This is a genomic window from Chromobacterium indicum (assembly GCF_039708975.1).
In the GTDB taxonomy this organism is placed as follows: Bacteria; Pseudomonadota; Gammaproteobacteria; order Burkholderiales; family Chromobacteriaceae; genus Chromobacterium; species Chromobacterium piscinae.
Map to the genome: position 1 here is coordinate 57,390 of NZ_JAYFSJ010000015.1, position 23,335 is coordinate 80,724.

Genomic DNA, 23,335 nt, shown 5'->3' on the forward strand with positions numbered 1-23,335 from the left:
AGTCGCCGCCACTTTTGCTATAAGAACTTGTTTTGCTAATTAGATTGATTTGTGTTGCCAGTGTTGTCGGAGATTCGGGGTGCAGTGGTGAAGCGCGAAGAAGATGAAATCAGTTTGTTGCAGGTTGCGCAGTTCTGCTTGGCGAATTGGTGCTTACTGTTATCCGGTTGCGCTCTGTTCGGCGCGCTGGGGCTAGCTTGGTCGTTGAGCATGCCGGATGTTTTTTCGGCAAAGACCCAGTTGTTGATTGCTGAGCCGATCGGGGCGAAAGGTGGGGCTGCGCTGCTGCAGAGCGACCCCGTGCTGAAGCAGGCAGTGGAAAAGTTTGGCCTTGCGGTGCGTTATAAGCGTGACAGTGAAAGCGAGGCCAAGCTGGCACTGTTGAATGGCCATCTGAAAGTCAACGTGGTAAAGGATCAACCATTGGAAATCATGGTGACGGATCCGGATCCGGCCATGGCCGCGCGCATAGCCAACTATTTGGCCGATCTTTGCCGTCAGCAGATACTGGGCGCTCATATCACTGAGCAGGGTCGTAAGCTGTATGTGCTGCAAGGGCGGCTGACGACTTCCCGTGAGCGTTTGAAGCAGGCGGAGAAAGAGGTGCGCGCGGATATTCAAAGCGGCCGCTTGAAGCTGGATTCGACTGCAGTTCAAATGGTAAGTGGCTTTGCCAGTCTCGAAGGAATGCTTGCCGCCGGTGATACCAATAATCTCGATAGCGCGCTGATGCAGATCAAGATGGAATTGGCCAAGGCCAGCGGTGAGGTGATGGTCTTGCCGCCGGATTTGTTTACCGAGGTTCGGGACCTGTACTACCACCGTGCGCTGACTCAGGAATTGGCGAGACAGGTGCAGCAGGCGGAGTTGGTGGCCTCGCAGGACGTGCAAGTGTTGGTTGAAGCTACCCCGCCTCTGATGAAGTCTTCGCCCAAGCGCAGCTTGATCGTCGCCATGGCGAGTTTGATTGGCTTGGCGATTTCCACGTTGCTGGCGCTCGTCTTGCAATGGCGCCGATCGGGGCGCTTGGTCTTGTCTGCTGAAAAATAATCGATTCGCTGGCCTGAGCCACAGCCCCGCCGCTTTTTCGGCGGGGCTGTTTACTGTGAGGGCGGGGCTGGCGCGGCAGCGGGGGTGAGCTTGTGCAATATGTGGTTTTATTGATATTCTTCATGGAATTGTTTTTTGAATTATATATCTCAAAAGGTTATATGAATATGAAGAAGTTGATGCTTGCACTGATGGCCGCTGCAATCGGCAATCTCGCCCTCGCGGCAGACCTGATGGACACGGTGAAGCAGCGCGGCACGCTCAAGATCGCGCTGGAAGGCACTTACCCGCCGTTCAACTTCAAGGATGCCAAGCAGCAGCTGACCGGCTTCGACGTTGAGATCGCCGCCGAGATCGCGCGCCGGATGAAGGTGAAGCCGGAATTCGCCACTGCGGAATGGAGCGGCTTGCTCGCAGGTCTGCAGAGCGGCAAGTTCGACATCGTCGTCAACCAGGTGGGCGTGACCGCGCAGCGCCAGGCGGTGTTCGATTTCAGCCAGCCTTACACTTACTCCAGCGCCCAGCTGATCGTGCGCAAGAACGAAAGCCGCGTCTTCAAGAACCTGGCCGACCTGAACGGCAAGAAGCTCGGCGTCGGCCAGGGCAGCAACTACGCCGACATGGCCAAGGCCGCGGCCGGGGTGCAGGTGAAGACCTATCCGGGCGCGCCGGAATACCTGCAGGATCTGGCCACCGGCCGGCTGGACGCGGCGCTGAACGACAGCTTGCTGATCCCGTTCGCGATCAAGCAGGCCAAGCTGCCGCTGAAGGCCGGCGCGCCGGTGGGCGACGTGGCGACGATGGCGATCCCGTTCGCCAAGGGCAATCCGCAATTCAAGTCCGAGATCGACAAGGCCCTGAGCGGCATGAAGGCCGATGGCACCTTCCGGAAGATTTCCGTGAAGTGGTTCGGCATCGACGTGTCCAAGGCGCCCGCGGCGGCGAAGAAATAAGCCGGTTTGTGATAGCATGAACCGCACGCCCCTGCTTTAGCGGGGGCGTCGGTTTTTCAGGGAAGGGATGGAATGGGCGATTGGATGGCTCTGTTCGAGGCGGCGCTGCCGGTGCTGCTGCAGGGCGCGGCGCATACGCTGCTGTTCGCGCTGGTGGCGATGGTGCTGGGCCTGGCGCTGGGCTTCGCGGTGGCGATGGTGCGGGTGGCGAAGCTGCCGGTATTGTCGCAATTGGCGGCGTTCTACGTCAGCGCGATGCGCGGCACGCCGCTCCTGGTGCAGATTTTCGTCATCTACTACGGCTTGCCCGGCGTGGGGCTGGAGCTGGACCCGGTGCCGGCCGGCGTGCTGGCCCTGACGCTGAATGTGGCTGCCTATCTGTCGGAAAGCCTGCGCGGCGGCATCGCCGGCGTGGCCAAGGGGCAGTGGGACGCGGCTTTCTCGCTGGGGTTCACCTGGTGGCAGACGATGCGCCACATCATCGCGCCGCAGGCGCTGCGTTTGTCGGTGCCCAGCTTGTCCAACAGCCTGATCTCGCTGATCAAGGATACTTCGCTGGTATCGGTGATCACCGTCACCGAGCTGATGCTGGCGACGAAAGAAGTGATCGCCCAGACCTTTCAGCCGCTGCCGCTGTACTTGGCCGCGGCCGCCATCTATTGGGCGCTGAGCGCGCTGTTCGAGCGCTTGCAGCGCCATGTGGAGAACCGGCTCAATCTGGCGCATCAGCGCTGAGCCATTGTTGGTTTCCGCCAAATGAAAAAGCCCCGCGTCGCGGGGCTTTTCGTTTACGCCGGCTCCGGCATGCCGTACATGCCGTCTATCAAAATGCGGCAGCGTTCGGTGATCACCTTGCGGCGCAGCTTCAAGGTCGGGGCCAGCTCGCCGGCGTCCACGCACCACGGCTTGTCCAGCAGCGAGAACTTCTTGATGTGCTCCCAGCTGCCGAAATAGCGGTTGAAACGCTTGACCTCGCGGTCGATCAGCTCCACCACCTTGGGGTGGCGGCTCATCTCGCAGTCGGTGGTGTAGGAGATGCCGTGCTCGGCGCACCATTCCTTCAGTTTCTCGAACAGCGGCACGATCAGCGCGGCCGCATACTTCTGGCCGTCGCCCACCACCATGATCTGGTCGATGAAGGCCGACTCCTTCAGCTTGTTCTCCAGCGCTTGCGGCGCGATGTACTTGCCGTTGCTGGTCTTGAACATTTCCTTCTTGCGGTCGGTGATGCGCAGGTAGCCGTTTTCCAGCACGCCGATGTCGCCGGTGTGCAGCCAGCCGTCGCGCAGCGCGTCGGAGGTCTGCTCCGGCTCCTTGTAGTAGCCGGACATCACGTTGTCGCCGCGCACCAGTATCTCGCCGTCGTCGGCCAGGCGCACTTCCACGCCGGGCAGCGGCAGGCCGACGCTGCCGATGCGCACGCCGCGGGCGGTGAACGGATTGGCGGAGATCACCGGCGAGCTCTCGGTCATGCCGTAGCCCTCGGCCACGGCGATGCCGGCGGCCCAGAACATCCGCGCCAGCCGCGGCTGCAGCGCGGCGGAGCCGACATTGATGGAGATGAGCTCGCCGCCCATCGCCGCGCGCCACTTGCTGTAGACCAGCTTGTCAGCCAGCGCGTGCTGGATCGCGTCCAGCGGCGAGCGGCGGCGGTTGGGATCGAAACTTTCGGCGCGGGCCAGCGCCCACTGGTAGAGGCGGCGTTTGGCGCCAGTGAGATCGCGCGCCTTGCCCACCAGCTTCTCGTGCACCTTCTCCAGCACGCGGGGCACGGAGCTGAAGGTGTGCGGCTTGACGTCGGCCAGCGCCGACGACAGGCATTCCACGCTGGCGAAATAGATGCCGGTGCCGCTGTACAGATAGTAGAACACGCCGGCGCGCTCGAAGATGTGAGACAGCGGCAGGAAGCTCAGCGCGCGGCAACGGCCCTGCGGCAGGCCGGTGAAGGCGGCGGTGGCCACCACGGTGCTCAGCACGTTGCGGTGGCTCAGCATCACGCCCTTGGAGCGGCCGGTGGTGCCGGAGGTGTAGATGATGGTGTAGACGTCGTCGGCGCGGGCGGCGTCGCGCAGCGCGTCCAGCTCGGCCATCCGCTCCAGGCGCGCTCGCTCGGCGATCTCGCGCCAGGAAGGCACGCCGTCGATGTCGGCCAGGCCGTAGATCGGGCAGGACAGCTTGCCCAGCGCCTCGTGCAGTTTTCGCTGCAATGCAGCACTGCCGGCGAAGGCCAGCTTGACCTCGGCATGCGTCAGGATATAGCGTGCATCATCAAGGGTGATGGTGGGATACAGCGGCACGCTGACCGCGCCGATTTGTTGCAGCGCGATATCCACCAGCACCCATTCGATGCTGTTGTCGGCGGCGATGGCCACCTTGTCGCCGCGCTTGATGCCCATTTCCATCAGGCCCAGGCTGACGCGGTTGACGGTGTCCCGGACCTCGGCCGTCGACAGTTGCCGCCAAGCCTTGCCGGATTTCGCCGCCAGGCAGTCCGGGCGGGGATGATTGGCGAACTGGTGGGACAGGATGTCAAAAACGCGTTCTAGCTTCATGCAAACGATGGTTTTAATGCGAAACGCAGCAAAATAGCCCTATTGGCGGCCGCTGTAAAGTAAAAAACGGCGCTAGCTTGGCGAAAATCAGGACAATTTGCCGATATTTGCTCGCAATTGACCTGAAATTTTGGCATCGTGATGAAATGAGCATGGCAAATGCATGATTTGCAAGGAGTTAGGGTTTGATTGTCGGGCAATTTGGCCCAAGCTCATGATTTAGAGGGATTTTCGTGAAATTCGCTACCCGCGCCATCCATGTCGGCTACGACAATGCCGAACACAACCGCTCGGTGATGCCGCCGCTGTACCAGACCTCGGCCTTCGCCTTCGACCACGTCGGCGAAGATTTGCGCTACGCCTACGCCCGCACCGGCAATCCCACCCGCAGCGCGCTGCAGGACTGCCTGGCCAGCCTGGAGGAGGCCAAGCACGGCCTGGCCTTCTCCAGCGGCATGGCGGCGATAGACGCGGTGCTGCGCGCCTGCCTGAAGCCCGGCGACGAGGTGATCGCGGTGGCCGACCTTTACGGCGGCGCTTACCGCTTGCTGACCCGGGTGATGGAGCCGGCTGGCATCAAGGTGAGTTTTGTCGACTTGTCCGATCCGGCGCGGCTGGAAGCGGCGATCACGCCGGCCACGCGGCTGCTGTGGCTGGAGTCGCCGACCAACCCCCTGCTGGGCATGGTCGACATCGCCGCCTTGTCCGCCATCGCCCGCCGCCATGGCGTGAAGGTGGCGGTGGACAGCACCTTCGCCACGCCTTATCTGCAGCGGCCACTGACGCTCGGCGCCGACATCGTCGTGCATTCGGCCACCAAGTACCTGGGCGGCCACTCCGATGTGCTGCTTGGGCTGGTGGCGGTCAGCGACGACAAGCTCTTCCACGACATCCGCTTCCTGCAGAACGCCGCCGGCGCGGTGCCGGGGCCGCAGGACTGCTTCCTCACCCTGCGCGGCATCAAGACGCTGGCGCTGCGGATGGAGCGCCATTGCGACAGCGCCGAGAAGGTGGCGGCCTGGCTGCTGGAGCAGCCGGCGGTGGCCAAGGTGTTTTACCCCGGCCTGCCCGAGCATCCGGGGCATGAGCTGGCCAAGCGGCAGATGAAGCGTTTCGGCGGCATCATCAGCATCCGCCTGAAGGACAACAGCCGCGAGGCGGCCAGCCGCGTCGCGCAGAAGCTGAAGCTGTTCGCGCTGGCGGAGTCGCTGGGCGGCGTGGAGTCGCTGGTCAACCACAGCTACACGATGTCCCACGGCGGCATGCCGGCCGAGCAGAAGGCGGCGCTGGGCATTGTCGAAGGCGGCCTGCGGCTGTCGATCGGCATCGAGGATCTGGATGATATTCTGGAGGATTTGGCGCAGGCGCTGCGCGATTGATCGGACCGGGCGCGGGGCCCGGTTAGCTGGCAAGACCCTAGAACAAGGAGAATACGGATGCCTGCGGCGAGATGGCAGCAGTTGCAACTGAAGTTGCCGGTGATACAGGCGCCGATGGCCGGCGGAGCGACCACGCCGCAGCTGGCGGCGGTAGTGGGCGAGGCCGGCGGGCTGGGCTTCCTGGCCGGCGCGCTGCTGTCTCAGGCTCAGATCAGGGAGGAGGCGGGCAAGATCCGCGCTTTGAGCGACAAGCCGTTCGGGATCAACCTGTTCGTCCAGGGGCGGCCGCAGCCGAACCCGGATGAGCTGGCGCTGGCGCTGGATCTGCTCAAGCCCTGGCACGCAGAGCTGGGCCTGGATGCGCCCGCCGCGCCGGACAGCTTCTGCCAGTCTTTCGATGAGCAACTGGAGGCGGTGCTGGAGCTGAAGCCGGCGGTGGCAAGTTTTACCTTCGGCATTCTGGACGCGACGCAGATGCGCGCGCTGGGCGACGCCGGCATTCTGGTGGTCGGCACCGCCACCAATCTGGCCGAGGGCCTGGCTTGGGCCGCGCTGGGCGCGGACGCGGTGTGCGCGCAGGGGCGGGAGGCGGGCGGCCATCGCGGCACCTTCATCGGCGAGCAGCGGCAGTCGCTGCGTCCGATGCTGTCGCTGACCTATGAGTTGGCGCAGAACCTGCCGCTGCCGGTGATCGCCGCCGGCGGCATCATGCACGGCCGCGACATCGCCGCCGCGATGCGCCACGGCGCGGTTGCCTGCCAGTTGGGCACCGCCTTCCTGCGCTGCCCGGAGTCCGGCATCTCGCCGTTGTGGAAGCAGGCGCTGGCGACGGCGAAGCCGGGCTCCACCCGGCTGACCCGGGCGTTTTCCGGCCGCTACGCGCGGGGCCTGGACAACCGCTATATGGAAGAGATGGCGCAGTGGCAAGACAGGCTGCCCGCCTATCCGGTGATGAACGCGCTCACCGGCGCGATGCGCGCGGCCGCCGCCAAGGCCGGCCGCAGCGAGCTGATGTCGCTATGGGCGGGCGAGGGCGTCGCCGACGCGCGCGAACTGCCGGCGGCGGAGCTGATCGCCCAGTTGCAGGCGGAATGGCAGGCCGCCTACCGCTAATCTTCGCCGCGGTAGATGGCGACGGTCCGCAAGCCTGCGCCGTCTATCGCCGCCCGGTACATGCCCTCACAATTGAACGGCAGCGCCACCCGGCCGTAGCGGTCGACGGCGACCACGCCGCCGGTGCCGCCCATGGGCAGCAACTGTCCGTAGACCACGGCGTCGCAGGCCTGGGCCAGGGTTTCGTCCAGGTGGCGGACCCGGGCCGAGATTTCATGTCCGGCGGCGGCGCGGACGAAATATTCGCCGTGGCCGGTGGCCGACACTGCGCAATGGGCGTCGGCCCAGGTGCCGGCGCCGATCACCGGCGTGTCGCCGATGCGGCCCGGCCACTTGGCGGTGCGGCCGCCGGTGGAGGTGGCCGCCGCCAGCCGGCCTTGCGCGTCCAGCGCCACCGCGCCGACGGTGCCGTGCTTGCGGTCTTCGGAGATATCCTCGTCCGAGCCGCCGTTGGCCAGCCTTTCCTTTTCCTCCTGCAGCGCTCGCCAGCGCTTGTCGGTGTGGAAGTATTCCGGCGGCCGCATTTCCAGTCCTTCCCGGCGGGCGAAATCTTCCGCCGCCGCATACCCCAGCGTCACGTGGGGCGTGCGCTCCATCACCGCCCGCGCCAGCAGCACCGGATTTCGCACGCAGGAAAGGCCGGCGACGCTGCCGGCGTCCTGGCGGCTGCCGTCCATCACGCCTGCCTCCATTTCCTGCTTGCCGTCCAGATTGAACACCGAACCGCGGCCGGCGTTGAACAGTGGATCGTTCTCCAACGCGCAGACCGCCGCGCACACCGCGTCCAGCGCCGAGCCGCCGCTGCGCAGCACCGCGTGGCCGGCCTCAAGCGCCTGTTCCAGGCCGGCGCGGTAGGCGCGCTCCAGTTCGGCGTCCATGTCGCTGCGGCGCAGGGTGCCGGCGCCGCCGTGCAAGGCGAGGGCGATGGTCATGTGTCGATCTCCAGATAGGCGAGTGGACTGTTAGCATGAGGCTTTTGGCCGGAGTTCGCCAGATGCGGAATGCAGACGACGTGGTGACCAGCGCGCTGGTTTTGCTGATAGGCAGGAATGGCTACTGGTGGCAACGCCGGGCATGGGATGACGACAGCCACCCGGGCTGTCTGGACTTCGCCGCTGGCGGCGGCATTGAGCCGGGCGAGACGCCTTTGGCGGCGGCCGAGCGCGAGTTGGCGGAAGAGTTGGGCGTCTCCGGCCTGCCCTTGCGCGCTGTCGGCGAGATGCGGCTGAGTGGCGAGCGCTGCGCGCTGTACCAGGCGCCGCTGCCCGAATCCTGGCGGCTGGGGCCGGAGGTGGCGGAACTGCTGCCGATGCCGTTGCAAACACTGAGGGAGCAAGCCTTGCATCCGCAGCTGGCGGACTGGCTTGGCAAGGCGGATGGGCTGGGCGCATAATAGTCGAGTAAATTACTCAACAATTGGAGTGGAGATGGACGCCGCGCTGGAAGCCGAGATTCAACAGAAATACACCGTTGAAACCATCACCGACATGAAGCGCTGGACCGACAAGCTGATCAGCTTCCGGCTGACGCGGCCGGACGGCTTCCGCTTCGCGGCCGGCCAGTTCGCCCGGCTGGGTCTGCCGCTGGAGAACGGCGGCCAGGTGTGGCGCGCGTATTCGATGTGCTCGGCCGAGTATGACGAGTTTCTGGATTTCTATTCCATTGTGATGCCGGAAGGCCAGTTCAGCTCCCGCCTCGCCAGGCTGCAGCCGGGCGAAGAAGTGATGTTGGACAAGCGGGCGATGGGCTTTTTCCAGGCCGAACGGCTGCCGGCCGGCAGGGACTTGTGGCTGATCGCCACCGGCACCGGCATCGCGCCATACCTGTCCATCCTGAAGCAGCCTGGGGAGTGGCAGCGCTTCGAGCGCATCGTGCTGGCGCATTGCGTGCGCGAGGCGGCGGAGCTGTCGTTCCAGGACGAGATCGCCATGCTGCGCGACCATCCGCTGTGGCATGAGCATGGCCACAAGCTGCAGTACCTGCCGGTGGTCACGCGTAATGCGCCGGGGGGCATGCTGAGCCAGCGCGTGCCGGCGCTGTTGGAGAGCGGGGAGCTGGCGGCGCGCGCAGGCATCGAGATGTCGCCGGAGCACAGCCGTTTCATGTTGTGCGGCAACCCGAAGATGGTGGAAGACACCCATCGCCAGCTGATGAAGATGGGCTACCGGATGACCCGGCAGAACGCGCCGGGCCATATCGTGTTGGAAAATGGCTGGTAAGCGCCTTGCGCCGCTGACAAAACCCCTGATGCTGCGTTGCGCCGACTTGCCGTACTGATTGTACTGTCTGCGTCGGCGCGCCTTGCCTCAGGCGCTTCGCTGGGTTTTGTCAGCGGCTTTTGTGAGCCGTCAACAACCCCTGACGCTGCGTTGCGCTGGCTTGTCGTACTGCTTGCACAGCCTGTGCCGGTCTGAGATTGGTCAGCCGCGCTTAACGATTGGAGACGGCAAGCAGGCTGCCGAACACGAGGAAGCTGGCGCCGCTGGCCTTGTTGATCAGATGGCCGCCGCGCTCGTTGTCCAGCCAACGCCGCAGCGAGTGCGCCAGCAAGGCGTAAGCGCTGTGGATCAGCACCAGCAGCGCGCTGTAGCTGCTGACCAGCAGCAGGAAGTCGCTGGTGTAATGGGCGCTGCCGGCGGCGATGAACTGCGGGAAGATGGCCAGGAAGAAAAAGATGGACTTGGGATTGCTCAACTGCAGCAGCATGCCGCCGGCGAATTGCCGCCAAGGTCCGGTCCGCTTGGCGTCCGGCGCGTCGAAACGAAAGGCCGGCGCGCGCAGCAGCTTGATGCCCAGGTAGAACAGATAGCCGGCGCCCAGCCACTTCAGCGCGGTGAAGGCCAGCGCCGAGGTGGCCAGCAGCAGGCCCAGGCCGGTGGCGGACAGCGCGGCGACGATGAAACTGCCGCCGGCGACGCCGAGTATGCCGGGCAGGCTGCCGCGGAGGCCGAAACGCAGCGCGTTGCCCAGCGAGTTGAGCACGCCGGGGCCGGGCGTCAGGATGGCCAGGCTGGCCATCAGCAGGAACAACAGATAGTGGTGCATTGGGTTTCTCCTTAAGAGCCGCCAACAAAAATCCTGATGCTGCGATGTGCCGACTGGCAGTACTGTCTGCGTCGGCGCGCCCTGCCTCAGGCATAAAGCAGCATTTTGTTAGCCGCGCTAAGCCACGGCCAGCGCGCTTTCCTCGCGCAGCAGCGACAGATTGATCAGGTCCTGATAGCGGCCCAGCCAGAAGCCGGCCTGGCGGGCTCGGCCTTCCGTCTTGAAGTCCAGCCGTTTCAGCAGCGTCAGCGAAGCCTGGTTGTCCGGATGGACCTGGGCCTCGATCCGGTTCAGCTCCATATGTTCGAAGCCCCAGGCCAGCGCGGCGCGCAGCGCCTCGCTCATCAGGCCTTGCCCTTGTTGGCCGCGCGCCAGTTCGTAGCCCAGCGTGCAGCAGCGCCAGCCCGGGTTCCATTTGAATAGGCCGATGCTGCCGATCAATGGACCGTCCTGATCGAGAGCCAGTCCCCAGCGGACGCCGGGCGCGGGCAGGTTTCGCCAGCCGGCGAACTTCTCTACCATTTGCCGGGCTTGTTCCAGCGTGGCGAGCGGGTCGGTGCCGAACCAGCGCATCGTGTCGGCGTCGCCGTGGATGCCCAGCAGCGCCGGCGCGTCGTCCAGCGTGATTTCGCGCAGCGTCAGCCGCGGGGTATGCAGAGTGGGGAAGTCCATTCATTCTCCTGATCAGGACAAATAGATATACCCTAAACGCTGCGGCTCTTCAAACATGGGTGCGCGGCTGTTCGCGTCCGGATGATGCCGGTATGATGAATGCCTTCGTCACCGATAACGGAGCCCCGCGCATGCCCACCCTGTCCACTCTGCTGTTGTTCTCCCTCGCCTGTCTCGCGCTGGCCGCCACGCCCGGGCCAGACATGCTGCTGATCGCCAGCCGCAGCGCGGGACAGGGCTTGCGCGCCGGCTTCGCCACGCTGTTCGGCATCCAGATCGGCACCTATTGCCACGCCTTGCTGGCGGCGCTGGGCCTGGCACAGTTGTTCGTGCTGGTGCCGATGGCCTACGATGCGGTGCGCATCGCCGGCGCCGCCTATCTGCTGTATCTGGCCTGGACCACCTTGCGTAGCAAGAGCGTGCTGCGCGCGGCCGAGCCCGGCTCCGACGGCAAGCCATTGGCGCGCATCGCGCTGCAGGGGCTGACCACCAATCTGCTCAACCCCAAGATGGCGCTGTTCGTGCTGGCGCTGTTTCCGCAGTTCGTCGAGCCACAGGCCGGCCCGGTGGCATTGCAGATCATGCTGCTGGCCACGGTGCTCAACGTGGTGGGCTTCGGTGTCAACGCGCTGGTGATCGTCGCTAGTGGCCGCATGGGCCGAGCGTTGGCGGGCGGCAAGGGCGGACGCTGGCCGCAATATCTGCTGGCGACGGTATTCGGGGGCTTGGCTTTGCGCTTGCTGGCGGCGGGGCAGAAGTGAACGGGTCCGGTCCGGGCGACGCGGTTTAATCCCGTCCCGGTTTTGCTCTACCATGGCTTATGACCGCCGTCCGCAATGGGCGGCGGCGGGCCGATGAACATCGGCCCGGATGCCGCCGGATGCCAGTGTATGAAGCCTGCCGATGAAGACGAAGACATCGCTTCCCGCCTGATGTCGCTGCAACGGGATTGTCCGCTGCTGATTTCCCTGTTTGACGAGCGCGATTGCCTGCGCTACGCCAACCCGGCTTTTTGCGCGGCGCTGGGCGTGGCGCCGGACGAGAGCATCAGCTGGGAGCAATTGATGCGGCGCAATTATCAAAACCGACGGGGGACGCAGATCAGCACCCGGGATTTCGAGGCCTGGCTCGCCTCGGCGAAATCGCGCCGGGCCAAGTTGCCCTTCCGCGCATTCGAGACCGATCTGGCCGACGGCCGCTGGATTTGGATGACTGAGACCACGCAGACGGGCGGCTGGATGCTGTGCGTAGGCAGCGAGATCACCGAGCTGCGCGTCGGCGAGCGCGAGCTCAGGCAGGCGCGCGACCTGGCGCAGCGGGCGGCGCTGACCGACCCCTTGACCGGCATCGGCAACCGCGGCCACATCCTGCAGCAGATGGACGGCCTGGTGGAGCAATACCATGGCGGCGCCTGCCAAGCCGCCGCGGTGGCCATCCTGGACCTGGACAATTTCAAGTTGATCAACGACCTGAAGGGTCATCTGGCCGGTGACGCGGTGCTGCGCGATTTCGCGCATAGGCTGCAGCCCTTGCTGAAGCCGCATGACAGCTTGGGGCGGCTGGGCGGGGAGGAATTTCTGCTGCTGTTGCCCGGCAGCGGCCTGGAGCAGGCGGAAGCGTTGATACGGCTGATTCTGGCCGATGTGCAGTCGTCGCGGCCGCTGGCGGATGACCCGGCGTTTTCCTACACCTGTTCGATCGGAATGTCCTTGCTTCGCGCCGGCGATGATCTGTCTGCGCCGCTGGGACGGGCGGACGAAGCCTTGTACCAAGCCAAGGCCGGTGGGCGCAATACCTGGCGGGTGAGGCTTTAAGCTTGGGCATGGGCATGAAAAAAGGCGGGATCGCTCCCGCCTTTGTCGTTCCCAGCCCCGCGTCTTATTGCTTGACGCAGTCCACGCAGTAAACCTTGCGGTCCTGCACCTCCACCGCCACCAGGCCGTGGACGTCGGTTTCGAAGCCCGGCAGCTCGCGGTTGAAGGCTTGGGCGAAGCGCAGGTAGTCGACGATGGTCTTGTTGAAGCGCTCGCCCGGGATCAGCAGCGGGATGCCCGGCGGGTACGGGGTCAGCAGCACCGCGGTGACGCGGCCTTCCAGTTGGTCCACCGGCACGCGCTCGATCTCGCGGTGCGCCATCTTGGCGAAGGCGTCGGCCGGGCGCATCGCCGGCTCCATGTCGGACAGGTAGATGTCGGTGGTCAGGCGCGCCACGTCATGCTTGGTATACAGGCCGTGGATGCGCTGGCACAGGTCCTGCAGGCCGACGCGATCGTATTGCGGGTACTTGGCGACGAATTCCGGCATCACGCGCCACAGCGGCTGGTTCTTGTCGAAATCATCCTTGAACTGCTGCAGCAGCGAGATCAGCGTGTTCCAGCGGCCCTTGGTGATGCCGATGGTGAACATGATGAAGAAGCTGTACAAGCCGGTTTTTTCCACCACCACGCCGTGTTCGGTCAGGTACTTGGTGACGATGGCGGCCGGAATGCCCATTTCCTCGAAGCTGCCGTCCACGTCCAGGCCCGGCGTCAGCACGGTGGCCTTGATCGGGTCCAGCATGTTGAAGCCGTCTTCGATGCCGGCGAAGCCGTGCCAGCGCTCGTCGGGGCGCAGCGTCCAGTCGGCCTGGTCGCAGATGCCGTCGTCGGACAGGTCGTCCGGGCCCCACACGCTGAACCACCAGTCGCGGCCGTATTCCTCGTCCACCTTGCGCATCGCGCGGCGGAATTCCATCGCCTCCACCAGCGACTCTTCCACCAGCGACTGGCCGCCCGGCTGCTCCATCATCGCGGCGGCCACGTCGCAGCTGGCGATGATCGAGTATTGCGGGCTGGTCGAGGTGTGCATCAGGTAAGCCTCGTTGAACCAGGCGGTGTCCAGCTGGCGATTCTGCGGGTCCTGCACCAGGATTTGCGAGGCCTGGCTGATGCCGGCCAGCAGTTTGTGGGTGGACTGGGTGGAGAACACTAGGCTGTCCTCGCAGCGGGGACGGCCTTCGCCGATGGCGTGGAAGTCGCGGTAGAAATCGTGGAAGCAGGCGTGCGGCAGCCAGGCTTCGTCGAAATGCAGCGTGTCCACCTCGCCGTCCAGCAGGCCCTTGATCTCCTCGACGTTGTACAGGATGCCGTCGTAGGTGGATTGAGTCAGCGTCAGGATGCGCGGCTTGCGGTTGGGGTGCTTCTCCAGCATTTCGCGCGCGAACGGATTGGCCAGGATCTTGCGCTTGATGGTGTCCGGATGGAACTCGGATTTCGGGATCGGGCCGATGATGCCGTAGTGGTTGCGCGTCGGCATCAGGAACACCGGGATGGCCCCGGTCATGATGATGGCGTGCAGATTCGACTTATGGCAGTTGCGGTCCACCAGCACGATGTCGCCGGCGGCGACGCAGCTGTGCCAGACGATCTTGTTCGACGTGGACGTGCCGTTGGTGACGAAGAACAGGTGGTCGGCGTTGAAGATGCGGGCGGCGTTGCGCTCGGACGCCGCCACCGGGCCGGTGTGGTCCAGCAGCTGGCCCAGTTCGTCCACCGCGTTGCAGACGTCGGCGCGCAGCATGTTCTCGCCGAAGAACTGGTGGAACATCTGGCCCACCGGGCTCTTCAGGAAGGCGACGCCGCCGGAGTGGCCGGGGCAGTGCCAGGAGTAGGAGCCGTCGTAGGCGTAGTCCACCAGCGCGCGGAAGAACGGCGGCGCCAGGTTGTCCAGGTAGCTCTTGGCCTCGCGGATGATGTGGCGGGCGACGAACTCCGGCGTGTCCTCGTGCATGTGGATGAAGCCGTGCAGCTCGCGCAGGATGTCGTTGGGGATGTGGCGCGCGGTGCGGGTTTCGCCGTACAGGTAGACCGGGATGTCCGGATTGCGGCGGCGGATCTCGGCGACGAAGCCGTACAGATTGCCCAGCGACTCTTGGGCCGAATCCACGGTCTGGAATTCCTCGTCGTCAATCGACAGGATGAAGCCGGCGGCGCGGCTTTGCTGCTGGGCGAAGGAGGTGAGATCGCCGTAGCTGGTGTAGCCGATCACGCTCATGCCTTCCGCCTCCATGGCGGCGGCCAGTTCGCGGATGCCGGAGCCGCTGGTGTTTTCCGAGCGGAAATCCTCGTCGATGATCACGATGGGGAAGTGAAAACGCATACCTGAGTCCTTGTTGCTGTTAACTCGGACACTGCAGCGGAGCCGATGGCGTCACCGGACTTTGCCGCGGCAATGTCGCTAGGTGCGCGTGGGGCGCAGATCTGTACGCACGGGCAGAAGAACGGGTCTTCGCCGCCGCCCTGGAGGCTGGCCTTGAGGCGCGAAATAGTGGGCTGGGCCTTGCCTGGAGAGGGCGAGCCGCCGTGTCTGGACAACAGGCGGAGCGCCGCGCCTGGCGCGGAACAGCCGATCTAAAACAGGGTCGCTTTGCGCCGCGGTCCGTACCTGGCGACCATCGGTCGCTTCACGTCAGCCGGCCTGGAGAACATCCCAAGAAGCGCGCATTGTAGACCTTTTGCCTGTCATGTTGTTGTGCGTTGCGGTAGATGGTGTGAAAAAATCGCGCCTTGAACAATCGCCCGGGGCAAGAGGAGGGGGGCGACCCTGCCCATATGCCCTTCTGGGATGGTTAAAGAGCTGTTTTCATTGGCAGTCGGCAGGCGGGTCCCGGGTGTCGTCGGAGGGGGGCTGAGCCAGGCGCAACTGTTGTTTTTTTCTCCGTTTTTCCAGATACAGGCCGGCGGCCTTGAATACCACCGCCAGGCCGCCGGCGGCCAGCAGCGCGACCAGCGGCGCGGCGGCCAGCCAGGGGAAGTAGGCGATGGCCAGCGCCAGCAGGCACAGGGCGACGCCGATGCTGAGAAAGGCAGGAGCCTCGCTGCTTTCCACCATCCGGCTGCCGCGCACCGCGGAGCCCAGCGCGTCGCCGATGCGCATCGCCTGCCGCGCCGCGGCGCTGGCGCTGCTGAGCGCCATTTCCTTGGGCGTGCCGCGCGGCCGCTTTTCCTGCTTGCCTATCGGCCGGGGCACCGGTTTGCGCCGTTCCTGGCGCAGCACGATCTCGGTGGATTGCTCCAGATCCTGCAGGAAGCGGTCGGCCAGCTCCCCGGCCAGGCCGGCATCCTCCAGCGCGATGTCCAGCTCGCGGTTGACCAGCCAGCTCGACAGATTGAGGTTGGTGGAGCCGATGCGGGCCCAGCGGCCGTCGGCCACCGCAGTCTTGGCGTGGATCATCGGCCCGTTCCATTCGAACACCCGCACCCCGGCTTCCAGCAGCGGGCGGTATTGGGTGCGGGACACGGCGGCGATCCAGCGGATGTCGCTGGAGCGCGGCACCAGCAGGCGCACGTCGACGCCGTCCCGGGCCGCCTGCTTCAGCGCGGACAGATAGAGGCTGGTGGCCATGAAATAGGCGTCGGTCAGCCACAAGGTGCGGCGGGCGAAACTGGCCACCAGGAGGTCCAGCCGCATCATCCGCGCGGTGGACGGCGTGGTGGCGATCAGCCGCGCCGCCGCCTCGCCGCAGGGCTGCGTATCGGCAGGAGCCAGCCAGCGCGCGTCCAAGGGCTCGCCGCAGCTGGCCCAGCTGTCGGCGAAGGCGGCCAGCGCCGGCGCCAGCAAGGGGCCGCGCAGCGCCAGGCCGGTGTCGCGCCACGGCGCCAGACCCTTGTCGGGCTGGCCCTGCCAGCTTTGGCTGACGCACAGGCCGGAGACGAACAGCTCCCGCCGGTCGACGATGATCATCTTGCGGTGGTTGCGTCCCAGCAGGGCGAGCCCGGCGCTCAGGCTGGGCGGGTGATAGGCGCGCACTTCGGCGCCCGCCTCCAACAGCGGTTTGAAGAAGCTGGACAAGTGAGCGCGCCAGCTGCCAAGCCAATCATAGAGCAGGCAAACTTGGATGCCTTGCTTTGCTCTTTCTATAAGGATATCCCGTATTTTCATTCCAAATTGGTCATTGGCGAAAATATACATTTCGATAAAGACGGAATCCAGGCAGGAGGCGATGGATTTTTCCCAGGCAGGGAAGTTCTCGGCGCTGTCGTACAGCAGGCTCACCTGATTGCCGCCCACCAGCGGCGCGCCGGCGGAGCGGGAAAGTGCCTGTTCCGCCAGCTGGCGGACGAATTGCAGGGTCTGTTGCGACTGCTCGTCTCGGTTCATGATTTTTCTGAATTTTGTCTGACAGAATACAAAATATTGCTGGAATGGCTACTTTGTATCTGGTTTTCAATGAGAAATACTGTCGTTTTTTTGAAAATTTTTGTCTCAAAAACTCAAAAAAAATGCAGTAATCGAGTAGTGGAATTACATATCAAAACAAGTCATTGCGCTTCAAATGATTGAAATAAAATGATTGTTGCGCTGCGCCAAACTGTCTTGCGGCTGGCGCGATCTTGCCCGTAGAATCGAACGTATCACTACAAAGTATAAATGGGCAGAGAAATGGACAGACAGAGCCGCCTGCAAGGCACATTGTATAAACCCGAGTTCGAACAGGACAGCTGCGGCTTTGGCCTGATCGCCCAGCTGGACGACAAGCCCAGCCACTGGCTGGTGGCCACCGCCATTTCCTCGTTGGCCAAGCTGACCCACCGCGGCGCTGTGGCGGCGGACGGCAAGTCGGGCGATGGTTGCGGCCTGCTGTTCAAGAAACCGGATGGGTTTCTGCGCGAAGTGGCCGGCGAAGCCGGCATCGCGTTGAAGTCAGTGTACGCCGCCGGACTGGTGTTCCACCACTCGGACCACGCGGTGGGCGAGCGCAGCCTGGCGCGCCTGCGCGAGCATCTGGAAGCGCAGCAGCTGGAAGTGGCCGGCTTCCGCATGGTGCCGGTGGATCTGTCCGCCTGCGGCGAGACCGCGTTGGCGTCCTTGCCCGCTATCTCCCAGGTGTTCGTGAACTGCCCGTTCGGCATGGACGAGCTGGCCTTTCAGCGCCGGCTGTACATGGGCCGCCGCCAGGCGGAAAAGGCCTGTCGCGACGACGATCCCAGTTTCTATCTGCCCACGCTGTCGCCGCACACCATTTCCTATAAAGGCCTGGTGACGCCGGACAATCTGCCGCGTTTCTTCGTCGATCTGGCCGATCCGCGTTTCGAATCCAGCCTGGCAGTGTTCCACCAGCGCTTCTCCACCAATACCTGGCCGCAATGGAAGCTGGCCCAGCCCTTCCGTTTCCTCGCCCACAACGGCGAAATCAACACGGTGCAGGGCAACCGCAACTGGGCGCGCGCGCGCGAGCGCATCATGGCCTCGCCGCACCTCGACATGGACGCGGTCCGTCCCATCGTCCAGACCGACGGCTCTGACTCGATGAGCCTGGACAATATGCTGGAAGGCCTGCTGATGGGCGGGATTCCGCTGTTCCGCGCGCTGCGCCTCTTGGTGCCGCCGGCCTGGCAGAACGTGGACAGCACCGACAAGGACCTGCGCGCCTTCTACGAATTCAACTCGATGCATATGGAGCCGTGGGACGGCCCGGCCGGCATTGTGCTGACCGACGGCCGCTACGCCGCCTGCATGCTGGACCGCAACGGCCTGCGCCCGGCGCGCTGGGTGCTGACCCGCGACAACATCCTGACCATCGCTTCGGAAGTGGGCGTATGGGATTACCGCGCCCAGGACGTGGTGAGGAAGGGCCGGGTCAAGCCGGGCCAGCTGTTCGGCGCCGATCTGCTGAACGGCGAATTGCTGATGCCGGAAGACATCGACGCGCAATTGAAGAGCGCCAAGCCGTACCGGCAATGGATCAAGGACAGCGCCAAGTACCTGGAGCTGTCGATAGAGGACGATGCCGGCGTCGAACCCTTGTCCAAGGATGAGCTGGCGCGGCTGCAGAAGCTGTTCAACCTCAGCCGCGAGGAGCGCGACCAGATCCTGCGCGTGCTGGCGGCCGACGGCCAGGAGGCGGTGGGCTCGATGGGCGACGACACGCCGATGGCCGTGTTGAGCCAAAAAGTGCGCGCGCCGTTCGACTACCTGCGCCAGCAGTTCGCCCAGGTGACCAACCCGCCGATCGACCCGATCCGCGAGGCGGTGGTGATGTCGCTGAATACGGTGTTCGGCCCGGAACGCAATATGTTCGAGGAGAGCGCCGAGCACGCCAAGCGGCTGGAAGTGCGCAGTCCGGTGCTGAGCCATGAAAAGTTCACCCGCGTCACTACTCGGCCAGAGCCTTACCTGAAGGCCACCAATTTCGACCTGTGCTACGACCCGACGGAAACCACGCTGCGCGAGGCTATCATCTGTCTGGCCCTCCATGTGGTGGAAGCGGTGCAGGAGGGCACGGTGGTGGTGGTGCTGTCCGACCGCCACGCCACCGGCGAGCGGCTGCCCATCCACGCGCTGTTCGCCACCGGCGCCGTGCATCATGCGCTGATCGACGCCGGCCTGCGCTGCAAGACCAATATCGTGGTGGAAACCGCCACCGTGCGCGACGCGCACCAGATGGCCTGTGTGCTGGGTTACGGCGCCACCGCCGTTTACCCGTATCTGGCCTATCAAAGCATCATCGAGCTGGTGAGCAGCGGCGAAGTGGCGCTGAAGGCCAACGAGGCGCTGCAGCACTACCGCAAGGGCATCAACAAGGGCCTGCTCAAGGTGCTGTCCAAGATGGGCATCTCCACCATCGCCTCCTACCGCGGCGCGCAGTTGTTCGAAGCGGTGGGCATCCACGAGGAAGTGGTGGAATTGTGTCTGAAAGGCACGGTGTCGCGCGTGTCCGGCGCCAATTTCGCTGATTTTGAAGCCGACCAGAAACAGCTGGCGCGGCTGGCGTTCAACCCGATGCGCGGCATCGCCCAGGGCGGCCTGCTCAAATACGTGCACGGCGAGGAATACCACGCCTACAACCCGGACGTGGTGATGCAACTGCAAAAGGCGGTGCAGAACGACGATTACACAGCCTATCTGCAATATGCCGAGGCGGTGAACACCCGTCCGGTGGCGATGCTGCGCGACTTGATGCAACTGAAGCTAGCCGGAGAGCCGATTCCGCTGGACGAGGTGGAGTCGGTTGAGGCCATCGTCAAGCGCTTCGACTCGGCCGGCATGTCGCTGGGCGCGTTGAGCCCGGAGGCGCATGAGGCGCTGGCCATCGCCATGAACCGTCTGGGCGGTCGTTCCAACTCCGGCGAGGGCGGCGAGGATCCGGCGCGCTACGGCACCGAGAAAATGTCCAAGATCAAGCAGGTGGCGTCCGGCCGCTTCGGCGTCACGCCGCACTACCTGGTCAACGCCGAGGTGCTGCAGATCAAGGTGGCGCAAGGGGCCAAGCCGGGCGAGGGCGGCCAGTTGCCCGGCGACAAGGTGTCCGGCCTGATCGCGCGGCTGCGTCACGCCAAGGAGGGCGTCAGCCTGATCTCGCCGCCGCCGCACCACGACATCTATTCCATCGAAGACCTGGCGCAACTGATCTTCGACCTGAAGCAGGTGAATCCATCGGCGCTGGTGTCGGTGAAGCTGGTGGCCGAGCCCGGTGTCGGCACCGTCGCCGCCGGCGTGGCCAAGGCTTATGCCGACCTGATCACCATCTCCGGTTACGACGGCGGCACCGGCGCCTCGCCGCTGACTTCGGTCAAATACGCCGGTTCGCCGTGGGAGCTGGGCCTGTCCGAGGCGCAGCAGGTGCTGCGCGCCAACGGCCTGCGCGGCCGGGTGCGGGTGCAGACCGACGGCGGCCTGAAAACCGGCCTGGACGTGGTCAAGGCCGCCATTCTCGGCGCCGAGAGCTTCGGTTTCGGCACCGGGCCGATGGTGGCGCTGGGCTGCAAATACCTGCGCATCTGCCACTTGAACAACTGCGCCACCGGCGTGGCGACGCAGGAAGTCAAGCTGCGTTCCAAGTACTTCATCGGCTTGCCGGAGATGGTGGTCAACTACTTCCTGTTCATCGCCCGCGAAACCCGCGAGTGGATGGCCAAGCTCGGCGTGCGCAGCATGGAAGAGCTGATCGGCCGCATGGACCTGATGGACGTATTGGCAGGGGAGAGCGAGCGCCAGGGCCGTCTCGATCTGGCGCCGCTGCTGTCGCAAGGCACGGTGCCGGACAACGAGCCGCGCTTCTGCGTCAGCGCCAGCAATCCGTCCTTCGACAAGGGCGAGCTGGCCGAGCAGATCCTGCAAGACGCGCTGCCGGCCATCCACAACAAGCAAATGCTGGAGCTGGCCTATCCGATCGAGAATACCCACCGCTCCATCGGCGCGCGCTTGTCCGGCGAGATCGCCCGCGTCCACGGCGCGGCTGGGCTGCCGTTCGGCTGCCTGAAGGTCAAGTTCAGCGGCAGCGCCGGCCAGAGCTTCGGCGTGTGGAACGCCGCCGGCCTGCACCTGGAGCTGGAAGGCGACGCCAACGACTACGTCGGCAAGGGCATGGCCGGCGGCCGCGTCACCATCTACCCACCCAAGGACGCCGGCTACAAGGCGAGCGAATCCATCATCATCGGCAACACCTGCCTGTATGGCGCCACTGGCGGCCAGCTGTTCGCGGCCGGCATTGCCGGCGAGCGCTTCGGCGTGCGCAACTCCGGCGCCTTGGCGGTGATCGAGGGCGCGGGCGACCATTGCTGCGAATACATGACCGGCGGCGCCGTGATCGTGATGGGAGAAACCGGCTACAACTTCGGCGCGGGCATGACCGGTGGCTTTGCCTTCGTCTATGACCCGAACGAGAAATTCGCCTACCGCTACAACAATGAGCTGATCGACATCCACCTGATCAACGGCGAGGCGATGGGCATGTACCGCGCCTACCTGCTGGAGAAGATCGCCAAGCATGTGGAGCTGACCGGCTCGGAAACCGGCCACGCGATGCTGCAGAACTTCGACGACTACGTCGACTACTTCTGGCTGGTGAAGCCCAAGGCCGCCAAGCTGGAAAGCCTGCTCAAAGACTAAGCGCCGGCAGCCATCCAAATACAGGGCGGCGCGCGGCGCCGCCCACCCTAGCGGGAGAGAACAAGATGTCCGATGTATTCCAGTTCATGAAGCTGTCGCGCAACCCGGGCGACAAGATCGACGCCTCGGTCCGCAAGATCGAATTCAAGGAAATCTACCAGCCTCTGCACGCGGTGGACGCCGCCGATCAGGCCGGGCGCTGCCTGTCCTGCGGCAATCCGTATTGCGAGTGGGAGTGTCCGGTGCACAACTACATCCCCAACTGGTTGAAGCTGGTGGAGGAGGGGCGCCTGTTCGAAGCGGCTGAGTTGTCGCACCAGACCAACAGCTTGCCGGAAATCTGCGGCCGGGTCTGTCCGCAGGATCGGCTGTGCGAGGGTGCCTGTACGCTGGACCAGGGCGGTTTCGGCGCGGTATCCATCGGCAGTATCGAAAAGTACATCACCGACGAGGCGTTCAAGGCGGGCTGGCGGCCGGACATGTCCAAAGTGGTGTGGACGGACAAGACAGTGGGAGTGATCGGCGCCGGCCCGGCTGGTCTGGCCTGCGCCGACGTGCTGGCTCGCAACGGGGTCAAGGCCGTGGTGTATGACCGTTATGAGGAAATCGGCGGGCTGCTGACCTTCGGCATTCCGGAGTTCAAGCTGGAAAAGGACGTTGTGCGCCGTCGCCGCGAAATATTGGAAGGCATGGGCGTCGAGTTTGTGCTGAATACCGAGGTTGGAAAAGATATTTCCATCGACAAGCTCTTGAAAAAGCACGATGCCATCTTCATGGGCATGGGAGCCTATCGGTATATGCGCGGCAATTTCTCGGGAGAAGACAGCCCGGGCGTTCTGGAGGCGCTGCCCTACCTGATCAATAATGTGCGCCAAAGCCTTGGCACTTTGCCGCAAGGGGAGGCTGCGATATCGATGCGCGGCAAGCGGGTGGTAGTGCTTGGGGGCGGCGACACGGCAATGGACTGCAACCGCACGGCCATCCGCCAGGGAGCGAAACGAGTGATCTGCGCTTACCGCCGTGATGAGGCTAATATGCCGGGTTCCAAGCGCGAGGTGGGCAATGCTCGCGAAGAAGGCGTCGAATTCCAGTGGAACCGCCAGCCGGTATCCATCGAGCCGATGATAGGCGGCACCCTGGCGGTGAAGCTGGCCGAAACCCGCCTGGGCGAGCCGGACGCCAAGGGCCGCCGCAACGCCGAAACGGTGCCGGGCAGCGAAGAAATCGTAGAATGCGACCACGTGATCATCGCCTTTGGCTTCCAGGCTGAAGTGGCGCCATGGTCGGAACAGCACGGCATAGCCACGGCTCCCAATGGCCGCACGCAAGCCGCTCCGCATGGCATGTACAAATACCAGACCAGCAACCCCAAGGTGTTTGCCGGCGGGGATATGGTACGTGGTGCGGATCTTGTTGTGAGGGCAGTGTTTGATGGAAGGCAGGCCGCGGAGGGGGTGTTGGGATATTTGGGAGTGTGGTAGCCAAGCCAGGGCCGTTCCCCCTGGCTCTTTTGCATTACAGATGCCTTGGCGCCACAACCACAGGCTGCATTTTTGCATCATCCCATCCGTACAATGGCACGCGTTCGCCACCATTTAAGAGAATATGGTGTCGAGGAGAAGGGGCCATGGATAATTGCATCCCTTGTTCCGGGGCGTAGCCTGTGGTCAGGGCGCGCTTCGCGTGCCGCTCATCGTGACGC

At 64.4% G+C, this 23,335-nt stretch carries 17 protein-coding genes; 11 read left to right on the forward strand and 6 right to left on the reverse strand.

The annotated features are described in order from the left end of the window. Window positions 1–87: 87 nt before the first annotated feature. The 3 genes from VA599_RS19020 (at window position 88) to VA599_RS19030 (ending at window position 2,738) form a co-directional block, all read left to right on the forward strand. Window positions 88–1,050, forward strand: coding sequence for a GumC domain-containing protein (locus tag VA599_RS19020; protein ID WP_346790061.1), 963 nt, complete (start codon window positions 88–90; stop codon window positions 1,048–1,050). A gap of 179 nt (window positions 1,051–1,229) precedes the next feature. Then, window positions 1,230–2,003, forward strand: a complete 774-nt coding sequence (locus VA599_RS19025) for a transporter substrate-binding domain-containing protein (RefSeq protein WP_346790062.1) — start codon at window positions 1,230–1,232, stop codon at window positions 2,001–2,003. A 72-nt stretch (window positions 2,004–2,075) separates the two neighbouring features. Next, window positions 2,076–2,738, forward strand: a complete 663-nt coding sequence (locus VA599_RS19030; RefSeq protein WP_046156687.1) for an amino acid ABC transporter permease — start codon at window positions 2,076–2,078, stop codon at window positions 2,736–2,738. Between the two features lie 53 nt (window positions 2,739–2,791). On the opposite strand, the gene VA599_RS19035 is transcribed toward VA599_RS19030, so the two are convergent. Then, window positions 2,792–4,555, reverse strand: coding sequence for an AMP-dependent synthetase/ligase (locus tag VA599_RS19035; RefSeq protein ID WP_346790063.1), 1,764 nt, complete (start codon window positions 4,553–4,555; stop codon window positions 2,792–2,794). 233 nt (window positions 4,556–4,788) lie between these two features. Here VA599_RS19035 and VA599_RS19040 point away from each other — a divergent pair, with 233 nt between their 5' ends. Further along, window positions 4,789–5,934 (forward strand): trans-sulfuration enzyme family protein, encoded by a 1,146-nt coding sequence (locus tag VA599_RS19040; RefSeq protein WP_346790064.1) that lies wholly within the window; start codon window positions 4,789–4,791, stop codon window positions 5,932–5,934. A 57-nt stretch (window positions 5,935–5,991) separates the two neighbouring features. After that, complete coding sequence (locus tag VA599_RS19045) at window positions 5,992–7,047, forward strand: NAD(P)H-dependent flavin oxidoreductase (RefSeq protein WP_346790065.1); 1,056 nt, start codon at window positions 5,992–5,994, stop codon at window positions 7,045–7,047. On the opposite strand, the gene VA599_RS19050 is transcribed toward VA599_RS19045, so the two are convergent. Continuing rightward, window positions 7,044–7,979 carry an isoaspartyl peptidase/L-asparaginase family protein gene (locus VA599_RS19050; RefSeq protein ID WP_346790066.1) on the reverse strand — a complete coding sequence of 312 codons (936 nt, stop codon included), beginning with the start codon at window positions 7,977–7,979 and terminating at the stop codon, window positions 7,044–7,046. The genes VA599_RS19045 and VA599_RS19050 overlap by 4 nt on opposite strands. Before the next feature lie 62 nt (window positions 7,980–8,041). Between VA599_RS19050 and VA599_RS19055 the strand changes: the two genes are divergently transcribed. Together VA599_RS19055 and VA599_RS19060 are read left to right on the forward strand one after the other, a co-directional pair. Next, window positions 8,042–8,440: an NUDIX domain-containing protein gene (locus VA599_RS19055; RefSeq protein WP_346790067.1), complete on the forward strand. Its 399-nt coding sequence runs from the start codon at window positions 8,042–8,044 to the stop codon at window positions 8,438–8,440. Between the two features lie 34 nt (window positions 8,441–8,474). Beyond that, entirely contained in the window at window positions 8,475–9,266 is a 792-nt protein-coding gene (locus VA599_RS19060) for a ferredoxin--NADP reductase (protein WP_199776239.1), read from the forward strand. Between the two features lie 211 nt (window positions 9,267–9,477). Here the strand turns inward: VA599_RS19060 and VA599_RS19065 are convergent, their stop codons facing one another. Both VA599_RS19065 and VA599_RS19070 read right to left on the reverse strand, forming a co-directional pair. Next, window positions 9,478–10,092 carry a LysE family translocator gene (locus tag VA599_RS19065; RefSeq protein ID WP_346790068.1) on the reverse strand — a complete coding sequence of 205 codons (615 nt, stop codon included), beginning with the start codon at window positions 10,090–10,092 and terminating at the stop codon, window positions 9,478–9,480. A gap of 117 nt (window positions 10,093–10,209) precedes the next feature. Next, window positions 10,210–10,764, reverse strand: a complete 555-nt coding sequence (locus tag VA599_RS19070) for a GNAT family N-acetyltransferase (RefSeq protein ID WP_346790069.1) — start codon at window positions 10,762–10,764, stop codon at window positions 10,210–10,212. A gap of 131 nt (window positions 10,765–10,895) precedes the next feature. Here VA599_RS19070 and VA599_RS19075 point away from each other — a divergent pair, with 131 nt between their 5' ends. Continuing rightward, window positions 10,896–11,525, forward strand: a complete 630-nt coding sequence (locus VA599_RS19075; protein ID WP_166440019.1) for a LysE family translocator — start codon at window positions 10,896–10,898, stop codon at window positions 11,523–11,525. 129 nt (window positions 11,526–11,654) lie between these two features. Continuing rightward, window positions 11,655–12,578: a GGDEF domain-containing protein gene (locus VA599_RS19080; RefSeq protein ID WP_104946138.1), complete on the forward strand. Its 924-nt coding sequence runs from the start codon at window positions 11,655–11,657 to the stop codon at window positions 12,576–12,578. A 64-nt stretch (window positions 12,579–12,642) separates the two neighbouring features. On the opposite strand, the gene VA599_RS19085 is transcribed toward VA599_RS19080, so the two are convergent. Then, window positions 12,643–14,901 (reverse strand): Orn/Lys/Arg family decarboxylase, encoded by a 2,259-nt coding sequence (locus tag VA599_RS19085; RefSeq protein WP_346790070.1) that lies wholly within the window; start codon window positions 14,899–14,901, stop codon window positions 12,643–12,645. A 483-nt stretch (window positions 14,902–15,384) separates the two neighbouring features. Further along, window positions 15,385–16,902 (reverse strand): phospholipase D-like domain-containing protein, encoded by a 1,518-nt coding sequence (locus tag VA599_RS19090; protein WP_346790071.1) that lies wholly within the window; start codon window positions 16,900–16,902, stop codon window positions 15,385–15,387. A 282-nt stretch (window positions 16,903–17,184) separates the two neighbouring features. On the opposite strand from VA599_RS19090, the gene gltB reads away from it, so the two are divergent. After that, complete coding sequence (gltB, locus tag VA599_RS19095) at window positions 17,185–21,633, forward strand: glutamate synthase large subunit (protein WP_346790072.1); 4,449 nt, start codon at window positions 17,185–17,187, stop codon at window positions 21,631–21,633. A gap of 65 nt (window positions 21,634–21,698) precedes the next feature. After that, window positions 21,699–23,114: an FAD-dependent oxidoreductase gene (locus VA599_RS19100; protein WP_346790073.1), complete on the forward strand. Its 1,416-nt coding sequence runs from the start codon at window positions 21,699–21,701 to the stop codon at window positions 23,112–23,114. Window positions 23,115–23,335: the final 221 nt, after the last annotated feature.